This is a genomic window from Ottowia thiooxydans DSM 14619 (assembly GCF_000422885.1).
GTDB lineage: Bacteria > Pseudomonadota > Gammaproteobacteria > Burkholderiales > Burkholderiaceae_C > Ottowia > Ottowia thiooxydans.
In genome coordinates, this window is sequence record NZ_AUGX01000008.1 from 270826 (window position 1) to 288996 (window position 18171).

Consider the following 18171-nt stretch of genomic DNA (forward strand, 5'->3'; position numbering starts at 1 on the left):
AGTCGTGCGCGAATACAAGATACTTTTCACTGGCACCATGGGTGCCGGCAAAACTACGGCCATCGGAACGGTAAGCGAAGAGGCGCCGATCGTGACCGACGTGTTCAACAACGACTCGTCGCATTCAAAAACATTCACGACAGTCGGTCTGGACTTCGGCCAGTTCACACTGGATAACGGAGACCGCATCCGGATGTTTGGCACGCCGGGGCAATCGCGTTTCGATTTTCTCTGGAAAATTCTTGCGAAGAACGCCATCGGCATGGTCATCCTCGCGGACAATTCACGCCCCGACCCGCTCGCGGATCTGCGTATTTATTTGGAGGCTTTTGCCGAAGACCTGGATATCATGCCTTGCACTATCGGCGTGGGCAGGTTGGCTGAGCACCCGACCCCATCGTTAGACGATTACATTGACGAGTTGGCCCGACATGACCGTATGCTTCCCGTCCTTGAAGTGGATGTTCGCGAGCGGCAAGACGTACTTTTGCTGATCGATACTTTGCTGGCGCAGCTAGAAGCCGGCATGTTTGGAGATTAAGATGTCCACGAATTTGAACTTGGCGCCTGGCGTCAAGGAGATTGCTTCCCGGGAGGCAGAGCTGTTCTTGAACGAAGTGAATGGTGTCACTGCAGTAGTGGTTGCGAGCATTGACGGCTTCGACATCGCTGCCGCCATGAAGCATGGTGATGCGGCCCGGGTCGCGGCCATGGCCAGCTCAATCTCTGCCATCGGTTCGGTCGTTTCCCAGGAAGCCAATCTAGGGCGTAGCAAAAGCGTCACGATCAACACGGAGTCAGGTTTCGCGATGGTCTATGCGGTACACCGCACTGATGCGGAACTCATTGTGAATGTGATCGCAGACGGCAATGCCATCCTGGCCCAGGTGGCGTACCGGGCGGCAGAATTCTCCAGGACACTCGCGAACATATGACAGAAAAAGCCTTGCGCACGGCCCTGGAGTCGATGGCTGCGATGCAGGGAGTGGAAGGTTGCGCGCTCGTTGAGATCGAAGCCGGCATGGTCTGGCATCACGTGGGACACATCGAAGGCGTTCAGACCTTCGCGGAAGCCGCCAGCGACTATTGGCGTCTTTATCAACGCCTTTCGCACCAATTTGAGGGCCTTGGAGACTTGCGCGCATCGGTCATGATGCATGCATACGGACGTATTACATTACTACCCTGCGGCGTTGGTGTCTTGCTGGTGATGCTCACCCGCGATAAATCAGGTACGGACTGGACTAAGGTGCAGACCAAAGCGAAGGAGTTGGCTTTGGTGGTGGACGCCCTATGATTGGTTTTTATTTTTAAAACAGAAGCGGAAGTGTTTTCGGCGTGGCACTCGCTTCATTCACAATCACGCTAAGCTCACCCTCCCTAGGAGATACCAAATGGCAAATATCAAACAAACCCTCGAAGAACTCATGACGTTGGACGGCGCTTTGTGCGCTGCCGTAGTGGACTCCTCCAGCGGCATGATGCTGGGATCGATTGGCTCTGGCGTGGATCTGGAAGTAGCCGCTGCGGGCAACACCGAAGTGATCCGCTCGAAAATGAAAACCATGCGGGCGCTCGGCCTGAATGATGTGATCGAAGACATCCTGATCACTCTGGGCAAGCACTACCATATCCTGCGCCCCTCAGCGCGCAAAGAAGGCGTGTTCATCTACTTCGTGCTCGACAAACAGCGTGCCAACCTGGCCATGGCCCGCCGCAAAGTGACAGACGTGGACAAAGAAATGACATTCTGAGCCAAGACTCAGGATTTCCAGAGAACCGCGCTACGGCGCGGTTTTTTTATTGAGGGGCAGCACACCTCGCAATGCTGGGAAGCGTAGGGGCTATTTTCTTTGCTCGCCGGACCGCTCTCAAGACAAAGGGCGTCCCCTCAACAAAAGTAATTAGCGCTTGTTGCGGCCATCCAGGCTAAATGCGCCTGCGCCGAACGCGGCGAGAATCAGCAACCCACCGGTGATGGCGATGTTCTTGTTGAACATAAGCTTTTGCACCATTTGCTGAGCTTCAGGCACGGCCCAGAAATTATGGAAAAAGATGGCTGAAGCCAAGGTGAACAGTGCCAAGGCCAGTGCCGCCCAACGTGTCTTGAGCCCCACGAGCACCATCAAACCGCAGCCGAGCTCTACGATGATCGCCAGCGCTGCGCCAGCCTCCGGCAAGGGCAGCCCTTTTGATGCGATGTAGCCTGCGGTACCAGCGAACCCGGCGCCGATCTTGCCCCAACCAGCAGGGATGAACAAATAGGCAATTAAAAGGCGGCCAATCAGAGCCAGGGGATTTTGCAGTGCTGTCATGAAAGCTTCCTTTGGAAGTAGTGGTTTAAAAAGAACTCTAAATATCAGCTCGGGGATCAAGGCCAGGGCTTGTATCGCAGATGCAGCCCCGCCCTCTCACGCTCAAACCAAGTCGAACAACAAAACTTCGGCATCTTTGCCGGAATCCAGTGTGATCCGCGATTCGCCTTCGATCAGCGCGGCGTCTCCCGCAGCCAAGGGTGTACCGTTGACACTCAAAGCACCTCGAACCAGGTGTACATAAGCCTTGCGGCTTGGGTCAATGTCGACCGAAGCGCTTTCAGCTCCGTCGAACAGGCCAGCGTACATGGCGGCATCTGCATTTATTTGCACCGCCCCATCCGCTGGCTGCTCGGCCGCAACCAGCTTGAGCTGGCCACGCGTACTGCCTTTCGGCACCGTGATCTGTTCGTAGCTCGGCGCCACGCCGGTCACGTTAGGCTCAATCCAGATCTGCAGAAAGTGAGTCGTTTGCCCTTCAGCATGATTGAACTCACTATGCGTCACGCCCGTGCCTGCGCTCATTCTCTGCACATCGCCAGGCGGAATGCCTTTGATGTTACCCATGCTGTCCTTGTGAGCCAGGTTGCCTTCAAGCACATAGCTGATGATCTCCATGTCTCGATGGCCGTGCGTGCCGAAACCCCTGCCCGGTGCCACACGATCTTCATTGATCACACGCAGGTTTCCCCACCCCATGTGGTCCGGATCGTAATAGCCTGCGAACGAAAAACTGTGAAACGACTTCAGCCAACCATGGTCAGCGTAGCCTCGATCCAGTGATTTGCGAACTTTAAGCACTTTGGGCTCCTTTTTGAAGTGGATGACGGAGATGGACGCTTTCGTCATTTCCTTCATCCGGTGGGAATAGAAGCAACTTTAGTGATTTCACACCCTGCTGAAACCGCACGCCATTGATGGCATCATTCAAATTTATTGAATCAAACAAACCTTGTCATGCAAAACCCGAGCGATGTACTGACGCCCGATGCGTTCCGAATCTTGCGGGCCATTGCCCAAGCCGGGAGCTTTGCGGGCGCCGCCCGTGCGATAGGCGTGGTGCCGAGCGCACTGACCTATCGAGTACGTCAGATCGAAGACGCATTGGATGTCCTGTTGTTCGACCGCTCCTCGCGCCAAGCGGTACCCACGGCCGCAGGTGCCGAATTGCTGCGCCAGGGAGAACGCCTGCGTGGCGAAGTCGAAGCCGTTGTGAACCGGGTCAAGCGCATGGCCACCGGCTGGGAGCCTCAGCTAACCATCGCTGTAGATGGGCTGATCGCTCACCCAGCCTTGATGGAGCTGGCCTGCGAGTTTTTTAATTTGAATCCGCCTACACGGCTGCGCATTCGCGATGAAATCCTCAGCGGCACGGTTGGGGCGCTGGCCTCGGGCAGAGCGGATTTGGCCCTGGGCGCCATCCTGGAGCCCTCCAACGTGGCTGACCTCAAGGCCAGGCCACTCGGGACAGTGCGCTTTGTCTATGCCGTGGCACCCCATCATCCTCTGGCGCAAATGCCCGAACCACTCAGCGACGCGGAACTGCAGAAACACCGCGCGGTAGTGGTCTCCGATTCGACGCAGAGCGCCACCACTCAATCGTTTGGCCTGATTGAAGGGCAGGACAGCTTTGTTGTGAGCAGCATCGCCTCCAAGCTCGATGCCCAACTACGGGGACTGGGTTCGGGCTTCCTCGCCGAACCCATGGCGCGGCCTTACCTGGAAACCGGTCGGCTGGTGGCTCGCCAGGTCGAGCGGAGCACGCGTGAGGTCAGTCTCTCCTACGCTTGGCGTGCCAGCGGGGCACCTGGCAAGGCTCTGGAATGGTGGTTGGAGCAGCTTGACCGACCAATTACACGCCGTGCATTGCTGGAACAGCACCGCGGCGTGTAGAGTGCTACCTATTGCAAAGAAGAAAGAGACTGCGTGACCAATCGCTCCCCATCCGAATCGCGCCGTATCGCCATCGTCGGCGCTGGCATCGCTGGCCTGGCCTGCGCACGAACACTGGCGCAAGCCGGCCATCAGGTTTCAGTATTTGAGGCCTCAGACGTTGCTGGCGGTCGCGTGACCACGTATGAATCCCCTTTTGGAGGATTCGACGCCGGCGCGCAATACTTCACCGTCCGCGACGACCGGTTCGCCAGAGCGCTCGAAGCTACGGTGCCCGGCTTGGCCCGACGCTGGAGTGCCAATGCGGTGCGCGTACTGGACGCCGGAGGCCGCGTGGTTGAGGCTTCTCCACCGGGCCGGGAGGCCCATTGGGTGACCACCCCCGCCATGTCTGAATTGCCGCGGCGCTGGGCGCTTCCCTTGCAGGCTTCAGGCCAGCTTCAGACCAGCACCCGCGTGACGCGACTTCAGCGTGACGCACTCGATACAACCCGTTGGCAACTGCATACGGAAAGCGCGGATGGCGGCCAACAGGTTTTTGGAGGGTTCGACTCAGTCCTGCTGGCTTTGCCGCCGTCCGATCTTCGCCTGCTGCTTTCCCGCTCGAAACACGCTGCCCGTTTGGCCAAACGCATTGAGGCTGTCGAAGTGGCTCCTTGCTGGACACTGATGATGGCCTTCCCGAATGCTGCTCAGCCCGGCCTGCAAACGCTGGGACCGCAGTGGAACGCTGCTCGCAGCACCCACCACCGCGTGGCATGGCTTGCTCGTGAATCGTCGAAACCCGGGCGCAACCCCATCGAGCGCTGGACGGTGCAAGCCAGCGCCGTCTGGTCACGGGAACACGAAAGCGACGACGAGGCACGCGCTACCGCCAAACTGTTGAAAGCCTTCTCGGAAGTCACCGGAATTCGGGCTGCTCCAGCGTGGTCCAAGGCGGTGCTTTGGCATGAGGCGAAGACCACGGAGCCGCTGGGCGAGTCTTTCGTATGGGACGCCGAACTTCGTGTCGGCCTCGCCGGTGACTGGTGCCTGGGAGCCCGGATGGAGGATGCGTTCGTCTCCGGCCTGGACCTGGCGCTGCGTACGCTAGAGCAGTCGTAGAGGCTTTCAGGGGTTAGTGAGGAGGGTCAGGCGTTTGAAGTCACGTGATTCTTCGCGTTGAACACCAAGCATCTTCCATGTACGTTGGCCGCTTCGCTCCCTCACCCACCGGCCCCCTGCACGCTGGCTCACTGGTCGCCGCGCTGGCGAGCTGGCTTGATGCACGCGCACATAGTGGGCGCTGGCTGATACGCATTGAAGACATCGATGCTCCCCGCTGCGTGCCTGGAGGGGCAGAGCTCATATTGAATCAACTTGCGGCATGCGGCATGCATCCTGATGAGCCTCCGGTACGTCAATCGCTGCGCGGCGTGCTCTACCAACAGGCCCTTGACGAACTTGTGGTTCAGCGGTTGGCCTACCCCTGCGCTTGTTCACGCAAGGAGATCGAGCAAGCACAGGCTGCGCGCGGGGTGGCGCGCTTGCGCGGTGGCGAATTGCCCTACCCTGGCACCTGCAGGCCACCACAAAATGATACCGACGCCCTTCTCGGCCGACAGGCAAGGGCTTGGCGTTTTCATAGCGGCCTGGCAGCCAGAGGTTTGCTCAAAGATGGCCTCGTTCACTGGCACGACAGGCGACTGGGCGCTCAGCAGCAACATGTGGAATCTGCGGTCGGTGATTTCGTCCTCAAGCGCGCTGATGGTCTTTGGGCTTACCAACTCGCTGTGGTGGTGGATGACTCTGCCCAAAGCGTGACCCACATAGTTCGAGGACAAGATTTAGCGGACAACACACCCCGGCAGATTCTGCTGCAGCAGGCACTCGGGCAGGCCACGCCCACCTATCTGCACACGCCGCTTGTCATGGCCACTGATGGCGAAAAGCTCAGCAAACAAAATGGCGCTCAAGCGCTTGATCTCACCAATCCCCTGCGGGCCTTGACCCAAGCTGCAGAGCACTTGGGGCTAGCGCCTTCTCAAGCCGGAGACAGCCTGGTTGCCGCACTGTCCAGATGGACCCGTGAATGGGCTGAAAAATATGCCGCGACGTCCACGAGCTCTGACACCCATTCGCTTTCGAACATAAGTGCCGTTAACGCGGAGCCTGTCGAGGTACCGCGAGAAGCTTCGACAAACCCGAACGGTGTCTATCAATTGAACCCAACTCCGCACAAGAAGGATTCCAGATGCTCCAACTAAGCGTGCCTTGGTGGGAATTCATTATTCGCGGGATTGTGGTGTATGTGTTCCTGCTGTTCTTTCTGCGTCTCACCGGGCGACGTCAGATTGGGCAATACGACCCATTTGATTTAATCTTGCTCCTGATCCTCTCCAATGCCGTTCAGAACTCGATGAACGCAGGAGACAACTCCCTGATTGGCGGGCTGATCTCCGCGCTGACACTGATCAGCTGCCACGTGCTGCTGGCGCGCTTGGGCTGGCGCTACCCTCGCCTTGCCAGGTGGATAGATGGCAAACCGAAGGTCCTGATCCACGCCGGACAGTTGAACAAGGAGACGATGCGCAACGAACGGCTCACGCCGGACGATGTGCAAGCCGCGTTACGCGCCGCCGGATGCCTGCACAGCTATGAGGTACAGCAAGCAACCATAGAGACCAGCGGTCAAATTACAGTGGTTCTACGCCAGCGCGGTGTGCCCACTTCCGACTCACCGGACAGTGCGCCTGGGGCTGTGAACGATGGCCCTTCCGGCGCCCCTTAGAACGCAAGGTTCACATACCCACTACTGATCTGAGTGCAGGCACCCAGCTTTCAACGCCCCAGCCGCCGCAAGCGCTCGCCCGCCAAAACCCGGGCTTCAATCTCCTCCAGGGAAACGCCACGCGTTTCAGGCACCCAACGCAAACTGACGATCAGCGATAGAACGCAAACGCCCAGGAAAAGGCCAATGGCCGTAGCTAATCCCACTGCGTCCATCAGGGACAGAAAAGTCAGCGCAATCAGGGCATTGAAAAGCCAACTGACCGCCGACGCGAATGCAATGCCCCGCTCACGTAGCGCGCCAGGAAACAATTCAGCCATCATCACGTAAGGCAGCGGACCCAAGCTCAGTGCGAACGCGACGATATACAGGCAAAGCCCCAACAAGCCCACCAATGGCCAGCCCTGAAAGGCAGCCAGAACCACAATAGCCAGCCCGACCGCCATAGCCGCACTCCCTCCGATCAGAAGAGGCCGGCGCCCCAGACGATCAACCAGGACAACCCCAACCAGGGTGGCCAGAAAGTTGGCCAGGCCGAGACCGAAAGTGGCCAGTAGCGCTGCGCGCTCGCCAGAGAAGCCCATGTCCCGAAAGATGTGTGGAGCGTAATAGAGAATGCCGTCGATACCGCTCAAGTTCTGCAGCACAAAGAGTCCCGCGCATAGTGCCAAAACTGCGGCGACACGACCTTGGCGTAACAAGGCTATCCAATCGGCCGGGGCTGAAGCCGAAGCAGGTGGGGCCGCTTCCCATTCCTGCTGCAAACCCAGCTTGGCAACCACTTCTGCAGACTCCTCCACGCGGCCCTGCCGATGCAACCATCGAGGGCTTTCCGGTAGTCCGACCAGCGCGGCCATCAGCAGCAGCGCAGGCACCATGCCGATGCCCAGGACCAGGTGCCACTGACCCTGGCCTTCGAACGCCAGAGCAGCGCCATACGCCCCCAGAATGCCTCCTGTAATGGCCAGTTGAAACAGGCAAACCACCCCCCCTCGATATCTCGCGGTGCAAGCCTCTGCGGCATACATGGGCGCCACCATGGACAGCAGGCCGATGCTAAAGCCGGCCAACACTCGCGCAGCGACCAAAGCACCGTAGCTTGGTGACGTCAGCATCCAGGCGTTGGCTGCCGCTGATACCAGCGCCGCCAGCCACAGTACCGGCCTGCGCCCCCAACGAAGTGACAGCGGTCCGGCGGCCAGCGCACCAAAGAAACACGCGATGACCAAAGAGAAGACCAGCCTCTGCTCGCTGGCCAAACCAAGGTCAAAAGAACGCTCCAGAGCGGGGAGCACTCCCGCGATGGCCGCAATGCCAAAACCAAAGATGGTCCCCGCTGAGCACACCATGCAGGCAACGCGCAAAACTGAACTGGGCAACGCCATGGCGTTTGTACTCCTGGGGATTGAAATTTCGCTAAAAAACGAATTGGCCTGGATGAACATCAAACAAGGGAAGACTGCTGAAACCCCGAACCGCTGATTCTTGACTCCACCTAACGCTACGTCCATGCAGGCTTTCCACTCACGACACTCACTCGCGACCACTAAAGCCACTTCGCTCAGCTACAACCATTGAAGCATTAATGTCTACTTCATTGTAAAAAAATAAAACTTTCTAGAGAATGATGTTAAATATGAATGGATTTTTATCCAATTCAGTGCAAATAGTATGAGCATGAGGGGAATACCAGCATGCTCGCAACACCTCAGGAGTTCGTAGATGACCCTCGCCACCCCGACACGCGACGCGATGAAACTGGCCTTGAATGGTGGCACCCCCGTCCGAACGGAACCACTGCCCTGGGAGCTTCCAGGCGCTCACTGGATCGGCGCCGAAGAGCGCGCCCTGGTCGATCAGGTTTTGCAAGCGCGCAGTCCCTTCCGCTATTACGGCCTGGACGCGCAGCACATGGTCGACACCTTCGAGAAGGAGTGGCGGGACGCGTACGGGCATAAATTTGCACTGGGGGTTTCGTCAGGCACCGCAGCGCTCAGCATCGCGATGAGCGCCTTGGAACTGGGCCCGGGCGATGAAGTACTGGTACCAGGTTATCTCTGGGTAAGCTGTGTCTCGGCCATCGTCCGCTGTGGCGCCATTCCAAAGCTGGTGGATGTGGACTCCACGTTTTGTCTCGACCCGGATGATCTCGCCCGCAAGATCGGCTCGCATTCACGGGCTGTGCTGTGCGTGCACATGAGTGGCGTTCCCGGGCGCCTGGACGAAATTCAGGCTGTCTGCAAAGCCAATGGCCTGGCCTTGATCGAGGACTGCGCCCAAACCGCGGGCGCCAGCTTCAAGGGCCTTCCCGTAGGGCGCCATGGGGATATCGGCATCTTCAGCTTTCAGTTGAACAAGAACATGACCTGCGGCGAAGGCGGCATGGTGGTCTGCGAAGACGAGAAACTGTACCGACGCATCGTCGCCTTGCATGACCTGGGCTACGCGCGCACCCCGGCTGGCCGCCTGGACACCAGTGACCCCAATGTGCAGCTCTGGGGCCAGGGCGCACGTATGTCAGAACTGGCAGGCGCGCTGGGGCTGGCTCAGGCCCGAAAGCTTCCGCAGATTACCGGCGCCATGCGGCGCGCCAAATGGCGTATCCGCGAAGCACTGGAAGGCACGCCCGGCCTCTCCTTCCGCCGAGTACCCGATCCTGCTGGCGACACCGGACCGTTCCTCCTGATGACTCTGCCTGATGCTGCACAGGCGGATTTTTTTGTAAGCGCGCTGAGGGCCGAAGGCATCGCCGGTCCCGCTGGCAGCCTGGCCTGCTTGACCATGCGTGAATGGGGCATGCACTGGTACTTCAATATTCCGAGCCTGGTCCATAAACGATCGAACAGCCGGGATGGCTTCCCTTGGAGTCACCCTGCCAACCAGTTTGCCGAGAACTACGAATACACCCAAGGCGCCCTGCCGGTCTGCGACGATCTGCATACCCGGTCAGTGCTGTTGACGATTGCCTCCACCTTGTCGGATCAGGACATCCTGGACATCATTGAAGCCATGCGCAAAGTAGCTCCAGAACTGAAAGCATGATCTACCTTGTTGCTGCACTAGCCGGCCTGGCTGGCATTCTCTTCGGGTTCGACGAAGGCATCATCGCCGGTGCCCTTGGCCCGCTACGGGGGGCATTCACCATCAGCCCCCTGGATGAAGGCCTGATGACGGCTGCCGTTCCGCTGGGCGCACTCTTTGGGGCCATGTTAGCTGGCCGCGCGGCCGAACGTTATGGCCGCCGCGCCATGCTGATGGCTGCAGGCATTCTGTTTACCCTGGGCGCTGTCGGAGCCAGCATGATCACAGCCATCTGGATGCTGAGCGCAGCCCGGCTCGCTCTGGGCGTGGCTGTTGGCATAGCCGCCATGGTGGCGCCGCTGTATATCTCGGAAAGCGCTCCACCAGCGAAACGCGGCGTACTGGTGGCGGTGTACCAGTTGGCCATCACCTTAGGGATCTTGCTGGCCTACCTCGCTAACTTCGGCCTGGGCGATGCTTGGCGCAGCATGTTCCTCTTGGGTGCGTTGCCAGGCATAGCCCTGTTCGTGGGGATGTTCTTCATGCGCGACACGCCGCGCTGGTTGCAAGCGCGCGGTCGAACCGGAGAAGCGCGGGCCGCCTTGGCTCGCTTGCACGGACTCCCGCCAAGTGATGCTCGCATTGATGCGGAGTTGGCTCAGATCGCTCAGGCAGGGCAGACCGAATCCCGTGATGTGGCGCGCTGGCGTGAACTCGCCGCGCCAGCCGTGCGCCCCGCACTCATCGTAGCCATGGGCTTGTTCCTGCTACAGCAGCTCAGCGGTATCAATGCTGTCATCTATTACGCCCCCACGGTCTTCAAGGAAGCTGGATTTGACTCCCACTCTACGGGTCTGATGGCCACCATTGGCATAGGCATCGTGAACGTGCTGATGACAGTCGTCGGCATGCTGCTGATCGATCGCATAGGCCGACGCCGTCTGCTGGCAGTGGGCTTCGTGGGAACGGCCGTCAGCCTGAGCATGATCTCCATTGGCGCGATGACCGAAAGCCAATCGCTGGATGTTGTCGCCACTATCGGCTTGGTGCTCTACATTGCCGCTTTTGCCGTCAGTCTGGGCGCTCTGCCTTGGGTCATGATGGCCGAAGTCTTTCCCAGACGCGTGCGCAGCCTGGGCATGAGCGCTGCCACGTTGGCCAATTGGGGCCTGAACTTCCTGGTGGTGTTCCTTTTTCCGGTGTTGATCGCCACCATCGGTTTGGGCGGTGTGTTCGCGGTGTTCGCACTCGCTTGCCTGACTGGCATCTGGTTCACCCTGCGCTACGTTCCAGAGACCAGCGGCGTTCCATTGGAAGTGATTGAAGCGCATCTGCTCTCAGGCTTGCCCTTTCACCAGTTGCGCCCTGAATCAGCTGGCCGCCCGAACGCTGCAGCGGCCGAGGCCAGCCTCGCGCTCCCTCGGGAAAAAACCGGTGCGCTGGTTGCAGCGATCGTGATGCACAACCCCTACCGCAGCACACTCACACCGATGCTGCCGCGCATTGCGGAACTGGCCTACGAAAATCACCAGATTCGGACCGCCTTGTATGCCATTTGGCAAGACAGTGCGTTCGCGCGCACAGGCACCCTGCGCGCCTCTGACCTTAGCGCTCACAAGGGAACGATCTGGCGGTTCCTGGAACATATCCATTACGCTTCGCCAGAGTTCCTGGCCTCCGTCCGAGAAGGTGGCGCCACGCCTGGGAATCCCAATGCACACTGATTTCGACTGCGAAGTTTGCGTCGTCGGTACGGGTGCCGGTGGCGGCATACTGGCACACGCGCTAGCCCAGGCGGGCGTGAACGTGATCTCACTGGAGCAAGGCCCCGCTCTCCCCAAAGACCAGTTCACCCGGGTCACGCCCTCCCTGCCCCGCGAGAGTTTCGGCATTGGCCCCAACACATCATGGCCATCTGATCCACACGACAACCTGTTCATTCACCCTCTTTTTGCGGATGGTCGCCACGGTGCGACAGCACGTTCACCGGGCACATTCCAGCACTTTCAGGTGCTGGCGCTCGATGGCCTGCAAAACCTGTGGAACGGCGTGAGCGTGCGCTTCTCCCCGCAAGACCTCGCGGCCTGGCCTGTGGACTATGAAACGCTGGCGCCACACTACAGCGCGGTAGAGCGTCGAATCACGGTCTGCGGAACACGGGAAGGAATCCCCGCATTACCCGACGGTGAGTTCATTCCCCCAAAGCCCCTGCGGCCCGCCGACCAGCTCATCGTCGATGCGGTGCGCCGCCTCGATGAGCCTGATGCCTATGCCATCCCCAATCGGAAAGCCATCAACACGATAGCCGGTACACCCCAGTCTTGCATCTCCACCGGCATCTGCACTTCAGGCTGCAGCGTCCATGCCGTCTACAAGTTCTCCACCCGGTTGCTTCCGGAAATCGCGAACCGATCCAACTACCAATTGCGTACGGGCGCCAAGGTGCTGCACCTGCTCACGCAGCCCGAAGAAGGTAGTGAAAGCCGAATCACAGGCGTAGAGTATCTGGATACCGCCACCCAAACTCGCCACATCATTCGAGCGAAGTACGTGGTGTTGGCCGCGGGTGCCGTCGAGACGCCACGCATCCTGTTCAATTCAGCAGATGAACATCACCCGGGCGGCCTCGCCAACCCACATGATCAATTGGGAAGGCGGCTGCAAGACAACCCTAAAGTCGTGCTGTCCACTTCGTTATACCGTCTGTGGGGTAAGCAGCGCGACTATGACATTGGCTACGGTGACTTGCTCATCCTCATGGCCAACGGAAGTCTGCCTGACGGCAGCCGCTTCCCCTTCATCGGCCATGCCATTCACGGGCTACCCGAGGTACCTCACTATGCCGAAGCCATGGGACCGCTGCCTGCAGCCGTCAAGAAGCGGCTGGCCCGGACGATGTTCCACAGCTATGTGACGCTTGGCCTGTTCTGCGCCGGGGAGCCTGAGAAGAAAAATCGAGTTCGCCCCGGTGACACCCAGGATGTGCACGGCGCCCGCCAGGTCGCCATAGACTTCACTATCCCTACTTCTGCCCATCACCAGATGGATGCCATGACCGCCTGGGGACAGCGCGTGTTGCGTAGCGCCTCTGGCACGCAATACCATATCACCCGAGACAACAGCGGCACGGGCATTCACTATGCAGGTACCACCGCCATGTCAAACGACGCGCGTTCAGGCGTGGTGGACGCCAACCTCAAGGCCCATGACCTGGACAACCTATACATTTGTGATGGTGGGGTCATCCCCGTATTGCCAGATAAGCACCTGACGCTCACCATCATGGCGTTGGCAGATCGGCTTAGTGGACACCTAGCCAAGCGCCTGGGCAAATGATCTCCTCACGCATTGAAATATGCGGTGAGCGACGAGATAGATGCAACCCTCAAGGAGGCTGGCGGATGTAGAGCGAAACCCGATCTACTCCGCTCAACGACGCCAAAACTGTGGCGTAAAGAGCACCAGCACTGACAGCAATTCCAGCCTCCCCAAAAGCATGGCGAGGCTGCAGATCCAGATCTGGATCTCGTTCAACGAACCGAAGTTTCCTGCCGGGCCCACCTTACCCATACCTGGCCCGATGTTGTTCAGGCAACCGATCACGGCCGTAAAAGCGGTGACCACATCAAGGCCTGTAGCCAACATCATCAAGGTCAGCCCCACCATCACCGCCCCGTAGATCAGCATAAAGGCCATGACCGCGCTGATCACGTCTTGCGGAACGGCCATTCGGCCCAGTGCCACCGGATGGACCACTCGTGGATGAATGATCCTTAGCAACTCTCGCTGCGCCACGCGTACCAACACCAACATCCGCACCATCTTGATGCCGCCTCCGGTAGAGCCGGCGCATGAAACGAAACAACCCAGAAACAGCAATAGAACTGGCACGAACGTCGGCCATAGCAGATAGTCTGTCGTCGCATACCCTGTCGTCGTGCTCACGGACACCACCTGGAACGCCGCCTGCCGAAGCGCCGTTTCAAACTCCGGATAGACCGAGCTGCCCATCAGCATCAGGGTGATCACCACCGTGGCCAGCAGCATCACGCTGAAATACGCACGCACCTCGGTATCGTGAGCTACCGGCGCAAGGGAGCGTTGCTGCCACAAAACGAAATAGCGCGCAAAACTGATGCCTGACAGCGCCATGAACAACACCGCCGTCCATTCTAGTTGCGCTGAATTCCAGAAACCGAAACTTTGATCGTGCGACGAGAGACCGCCCAAACCCACCGTAGTGCACATGTGCATGAACGCGTCTGGCCAGCTCATCCCGCCGGCACGGTAGGCCAGGAGGCAAGCTACAGACAGAACGAAATACACCCCCCACAGGCCGCGAGCCGTTTCCGCCACTCGTGGTGTCAGACGCTGCTCCTTCATAGGGCCTGGCATCTCGGCCTTATACAGCTGCATGCCCCCCAGACCTAAAAACGGCAGGATGGCCACCGCCAGCAGCATGATGCCCAGGCCTCCGACCAATTGCAGGAAGCAACGCCAGATATTGACAGACGTGGCCAGCAGGTCGACCCCCGCCAACGTGGTGGCGCCGGTGGCGGAGAGGCCGCTCATGGCCTCAAAGTACGCATCCGTCCATGAGATGCCGTTCACCACAAACATCAGCGGCAGCGCGGCGTAGGCCGGGAGCACCACCCAGACGAGGGTCACAAGCAAAAAGCCATCTCGCGCAGATAGCTCCCCATGCGACTTACGGTTGCGCTCCCACAGCCAGGCCCCCGTAGCGAGCGTGAACAGAAAGCACCACGTCCATACGCTCCAATTGCGCCCATCTTCCCCAAACCAATCCCAGGCCGCCGGCACCAGAAAGGCGAACGAGAAACCCATGATGACCCATGACAGCACGAGGAAAGTGGCAGAAAAGCGCTTCATTTTTGTTGTTCGACGTGGGGCCTGGTTCGTGCACTTCTTGCGCGCTCAAGTCCTGTGAGTGTTGGACGCGAAATTCAGTCTCTTAAAAAAATGTAGCTCGCACCTGGAACAGCTTCTCTACTTCCCGCACCATACGTTTGTGAGGCAGGAAGATGATGACGTGGTCGTCAGACTCGATCATGGTTTCGTCACTTGCCATCAGTACCCGCGCCTCACCATCTTGCCCTCGTACGAGAGCGCCAATGCGCACGCCGGCAGGCAGCTTGATGTCTCCAATGCGCCGCCCCACCAACCGAGATGTTTTTGCATCTCCATGGGCAATGCCTTCGAGCGCTTCCGCGGTACCACTGCGCAGACTATGCACCGCCGCAACCGCGCCCCGCCGTACGTGCATCAGCAGCTCACCAATGACTGCATGTGAAGGCGAAATGGCGATATCGATGGTGCTTCCCTGCATCATGTCCGCGTAAGCGCGGCGGTTGATCAGCGCCATCACTCGGCGCGCGCCCATACGTTTGGCCAGCATGGCCGACATGATGTTGTCTTCGTCGTCACTGGTGAGCGCGATGAACAAATCCATATCACCCACGTTTTCCTCCTCAAGAAGGTCTTCGTCGGCCCCATCGCCTTCCAACACGAGCATCTCCGGGGGGAGCTGCCCGGACAGATATTCGGCCCGCTTGCGGTTGGACTCGATGATCTTGACCTGACACACGCCGGTCAGGCTGCGGGCCAAACGCAGGCCCACTTTACCGCCGCCCACGATCATCACCCGGCGCACCGGTCGGTCAGGGTTGCCAATGGCCTGCAGCGCCTGTCGTACCTGTTCACGCGCCACCAGCACATAAATTTCATCGCCGGGCTGGACACGGGTGTCACCTTCTACGGGAAGTGCTTCATCTTGCCGGTAGATCGCGACAATGCGCAGCGGCACATCCGGATTTTCTGCGCGGAAATCTGCAATGGAATGATTGGCCAGCCGGCTACCTGGGGCCACGCGAACTGCCACCAGATGAGCCTGCCCCTGTGAAAACTTCACCACCTGCAAGGCCCCGGGGTACTCAATCAACAGCTGCACATAGCGCGTGACCGTGGCCTCCGGGCAAATGACCTTGTCGACCGCAAAACCGGTCTTGTCCAGCAACTTGTCACCTTGCGGGAACTCGGGCGAACGCAAGCGCGCAATGGTGGTGGGGATACCGAAGACATCGTGCGCGATCTTGCAGGCGACCAGGTTGGTTTCGTCCATTGCGGTGCAAGCGATGAACATATCGCAATCTTCCGCCCCCGCGCCGCGCAACACCGAAGGCTGGATACCGTTGCCAGCCACTCCACGCAGCTCAAGCCGCGCTTCCAGATCGCGAAGGCGCTCTGGGTCGGTATCAATCACCGTGATGTCGTTTGCTTCCGTCACCAGGGTTTCTGCGACGCTTTCGCCTACACGGCCTGCGCCGAGGATGATGATTCTCATGAGTCGCGTTCCGTTATTTACCGATACTAGCTTGGCCAACCCCCATATTGGTGGCTTCTCTTCGCGCGTCTGTGAAATCCTTCAATAAAGCGTACCGTCCAGGTAGAACCAGCGCATCTGCCCGGCGGGATCTGCCTCGCGCTTGAAACGGCTTAATTCGTGCAATCTTGTAGCCCGGCCGTGCAAGCGTGAGCGGGCCACGAACTCGACTTCGGCTTGTTGATCATCCATAGTTCTGTGCAAACGCACTTCCAGGCCAAGCCATTTGATCCCTGGCTCAAATTCGAGCGCACCGGGTCGGGTTGAAGGATGCCAGGTGGCGAGCAGATACGACGCGTCCTCGCGAACGAAAGCCGAGTACCGTGATCGCATGAGCGCCTGCGCGTCAGGCGCGGGAGCTTCAGCGAGTTGCTCTATCCAACGGCCACAACAATCTCTGAAACTCTTACCTGCGGCATAGCCACCACAGGGACAGCTATCCCCAGTGTTAACTTTGTGTTTAGCGCTTGGATATGACACTACCGCACCCTCGAAGCGATGAGCTTCAATAATTTCACGTCATCCTTTCGAGCCGCATTGAGGCGTCATGTCCCGCACGAAACCACTCGCGCAAGCGCGTGGATTATCCACTGGCCCGAAAAAGAAGGCACCGTCATGTTCAAGGATTTTTATCACGCCACAGGAAATCTATCGCTTGCGTAGCATCAAGCCTCCTTAGCCATCTACACGGCTAATGCAAGATGTACTCTCTTCAGGCCGCTTTCAGCGCCAATCTGTCCGAGGACCGCTCCGCAATCGATCTAAAAAGCCGTTGACGCTGAGCCTCATACGTTTGCCGGTATGTCACCGCTTGCGTTTTGAGAAAATGCCCTTTCAGTGCCTCGAGCCTGAGCAAGACATTAAAAAAATCCTCCGCACCCTCAGAGGTGAGCGGGGCGCGCTCGAGATCTATGCCGATCTCCGCATCCATCCCTTTCATCTCCAGCAGCACGGACACCATGCGCTCCATCATGAAAATCTTCATTGGGTACTCGACCCTGCCGTGATGGAGCGTTTGGGAATTCAATCGCGCCCCCAGAACTGATCCTTTGGTTTCAGTGATTTTCAGCAGACGTTCGGTCAGCTCAAGCCATTCAACCCAAAAGCTGTACTTCGCCACGAAGTAATTTCTGAAAATAATTCGTGTCTGATCCTGAACCAGATTATTCAGATTGATGTTTATATCAAGCGTATTCAGCGTGGTTTGCGCCAAATTTAGCAATCCGGGATGCATGATGTCACCCTGGACAAAACTATTAGGATAGCTTGCAATCTGCTCGAAGGCCGAGGAGAAGCTGATCACGTCTCCGCTGAACTGAGCAAGACGATCCTTGACCTGGCGGCCAGTCATCGCCGTTTTGCGATTAAACCAAGGGCAAAAAAATCCAATGTATTCATTATCATTGAATTTTCCGGTTCTTAAAACCTGAGAAACGGAGGCGTGCTCGAACAAATCCGGATACGCCGAATTCATATTGTTCAGAGGAGCAAAATCGGGATCCAATAGTGCTCGTGTGGCATCGTCATGAAAAAACTGAAACAGGTGCACGGTGACTCTCGTTGATCCGACCTCACGCTAAGGACATACCTGAAGAATTTCAGACTAGGCGCTCGTGAGCACCATACTTGGACGCTACATGCCCACGCATGTCCCACTTGGTGGCGAAGCTCATGCCTTAGCTCTGATCAGGAAGCGATTCACTGACCAAGAGCAGCCTCTGGTTCGGCCACGATTGTCTCACTGCCCCCGCAGTTTACAAGCATTCTTGCAC

The 18171-nt window shown here is 58.5% G+C and carries 18 protein-coding genes; 11 read left to right on the plus strand and 7 right to left on the minus strand.

Annotated elements, in window-relative coordinates; all coding sequences use genetic code 11:
* Positions 1–4: 4 nt before the first annotated feature.
* From G518_RS0105000 to G518_RS0105015, 4 genes are all read left to right on the plus strand, one after another.
* Positions 5–541 carry a GTP-binding protein gene (locus G518_RS0105000; RefSeq protein WP_028601597.1) on the plus strand — a complete coding sequence of 179 codons (537 nt, stop codon included), beginning with the start codon at positions 5–7 and terminating at the stop codon, positions 539–541.
* Between the two features lies 1 nt (position 542).
* Positions 543–935, plus strand: coding sequence for a roadblock/LC7 domain-containing protein (locus G518_RS0105005; protein WP_028601598.1), 393 nt, complete (start codon positions 543–545; stop codon positions 933–935).
* Positions 932–1297: a hypothetical protein gene (locus G518_RS0105010; RefSeq protein ID WP_028601599.1), complete on the plus strand. Its 366-nt coding sequence runs from the start codon at positions 932–934 to the stop codon at positions 1295–1297. Before G518_RS0105005 ends, G518_RS0105010 begins: the two co-directional genes overlap by 4 nt.
* A 97-nt stretch (positions 1298–1394) precedes the next feature.
* Positions 1395–1754 carry a hypothetical protein gene (locus tag G518_RS0105015; protein ID WP_028601600.1) on the plus strand — a complete coding sequence of 120 codons (360 nt, stop codon included), beginning with the start codon at positions 1395–1397 and terminating at the stop codon, positions 1752–1754.
* Positions 1755–1904: 150 nt separating this feature from the next.
* Here the strand turns inward: G518_RS0105015 and G518_RS0105020 are convergent, their stop codons facing one another.
* Both G518_RS0105020 and G518_RS0105025 read right to left on the minus strand, forming a co-directional pair.
* Entirely contained in the window at positions 1905–2315 is a 411-nt protein-coding gene (locus G518_RS0105020) for a DoxX family protein (RefSeq protein ID WP_028601601.1), read from the minus strand.
* Positions 2316–2417: 102 nt separating this feature from the next.
* A complete protein-coding gene (locus tag G518_RS0105025) occupies positions 2418–3116 on the minus strand; it encodes a pirin family protein (protein WP_028601602.1) in 699 nt (232 codons plus the stop codon).
* A 156-nt stretch (positions 3117–3272) separates the two neighbouring features.
* Between G518_RS0105025 and G518_RS0105030 the strand changes: the two genes are divergently transcribed.
* The 4 genes from G518_RS0105030 to G518_RS33935 all read left to right on the plus strand — a co-directional run bounded on the left by G518_RS0105030 (position 3273) and on the right by G518_RS33935 (position 6978).
* A complete protein-coding gene (locus tag G518_RS0105030; protein ID WP_028601603.1) occupies positions 3273–4208 on the plus strand; it encodes a LysR family transcriptional regulator in 936 nt (311 codons plus the stop codon).
* A gap of 33 nt (positions 4209–4241) precedes the next feature.
* Complete coding sequence (locus G518_RS0105035) at positions 4242–5312, plus strand: NAD(P)/FAD-dependent oxidoreductase (RefSeq protein WP_156909284.1); 1071 nt, start codon at positions 4242–4244, stop codon at positions 5310–5312.
* A gap of 77 nt (positions 5313–5389) precedes the next feature.
* Positions 5390–6454 carry a tRNA glutamyl-Q(34) synthetase GluQRS gene (gluQRS, locus tag G518_RS33930; protein ID WP_084651483.1) on the plus strand — a complete coding sequence of 355 codons (1065 nt, stop codon included), beginning with the start codon at positions 5390–5392 and terminating at the stop codon, positions 6452–6454.
* Positions 6442–6978 carry a DUF421 domain-containing protein gene (locus G518_RS33935; protein ID WP_051236046.1) on the plus strand — a complete coding sequence of 179 codons (537 nt, stop codon included), beginning with the start codon at positions 6442–6444 and terminating at the stop codon, positions 6976–6978. Before gluQRS ends, G518_RS33935 begins: the two co-directional genes overlap by 13 nt.
* Before the next feature lie 50 nt (positions 6979–7028).
* Here the strand turns inward: G518_RS33935 and G518_RS0105050 are convergent, their stop codons facing one another.
* A complete protein-coding gene (locus tag G518_RS0105050) occupies positions 7029–8363 on the minus strand; it encodes a sugar porter family MFS transporter (protein WP_028601605.1) in 1335 nt (444 codons plus the stop codon).
* A gap of 337 nt (positions 8364–8700) precedes the next feature.
* On the opposite strand from G518_RS0105050, the gene G518_RS0105055 reads away from it, so the two are divergent.
* The 3 genes from G518_RS0105055 to G518_RS0105065 are packed head-to-tail and all read left to right on the plus strand — an operon-like array spanning position 8701 to position 13335.
* Positions 8701–10020, plus strand: a complete 1320-nt coding sequence (locus tag G518_RS0105055) for a DegT/DnrJ/EryC1/StrS family aminotransferase (RefSeq protein ID WP_028601606.1) — start codon at positions 8701–8703, stop codon at positions 10018–10020.
* Positions 10017–11723, plus strand: a complete 1707-nt coding sequence (locus tag G518_RS33940; protein ID WP_084651485.1) for a sugar porter family MFS transporter — start codon at positions 10017–10019, stop codon at positions 11721–11723. Before G518_RS0105055 ends, G518_RS33940 begins: the two co-directional genes overlap by 4 nt.
* Positions 11713–13335 carry a GMC oxidoreductase gene (locus tag G518_RS0105065; protein WP_028601607.1) on the plus strand — a complete coding sequence of 541 codons (1623 nt, stop codon included), beginning with the start codon at positions 11713–11715 and terminating at the stop codon, positions 13333–13335. Before G518_RS33940 ends, G518_RS0105065 begins: the two co-directional genes overlap by 11 nt.
* A 93-nt stretch (positions 13336–13428) precedes the next feature.
* Here G518_RS0105065 and G518_RS0105070 read toward each other — a convergent pair whose 3' ends face one another.
* The 4 genes from G518_RS0105070 to G518_RS0105085 form a co-directional block, all read right to left on the minus strand.
* On the minus strand, positions 13429–14889 hold the full coding sequence (locus G518_RS0105070) for a TrkH family potassium uptake protein (protein ID WP_028601608.1): 1461 nt from the start codon (positions 14887–14889) through the stop codon (positions 13429–13431).
* An 82-nt stretch (positions 14890–14971) separates the two neighbouring features.
* Positions 14972–16360 carry a Trk system potassium transporter TrkA gene (trkA, locus tag G518_RS0105075; protein ID WP_028601609.1) on the minus strand — a complete coding sequence of 463 codons (1389 nt, stop codon included), beginning with the start codon at positions 16358–16360 and terminating at the stop codon, positions 14972–14974.
* 81 nt (positions 16361–16441) lie between these two features.
* A complete protein-coding gene (locus G518_RS33945; protein WP_036593595.1) occupies positions 16442–16879 on the minus strand; it encodes a YchJ family protein in 438 nt (145 codons plus the stop codon).
* A gap of 232 nt (positions 16880–17111) precedes the next feature.
* On the minus strand, positions 17112–17948 hold the full coding sequence (locus tag G518_RS0105085; protein WP_028601610.1) for a hypothetical protein: 837 nt from the start codon (positions 17946–17948) through the stop codon (positions 17112–17114).
* Positions 17949–18171: the final 223 nt, after the last annotated feature.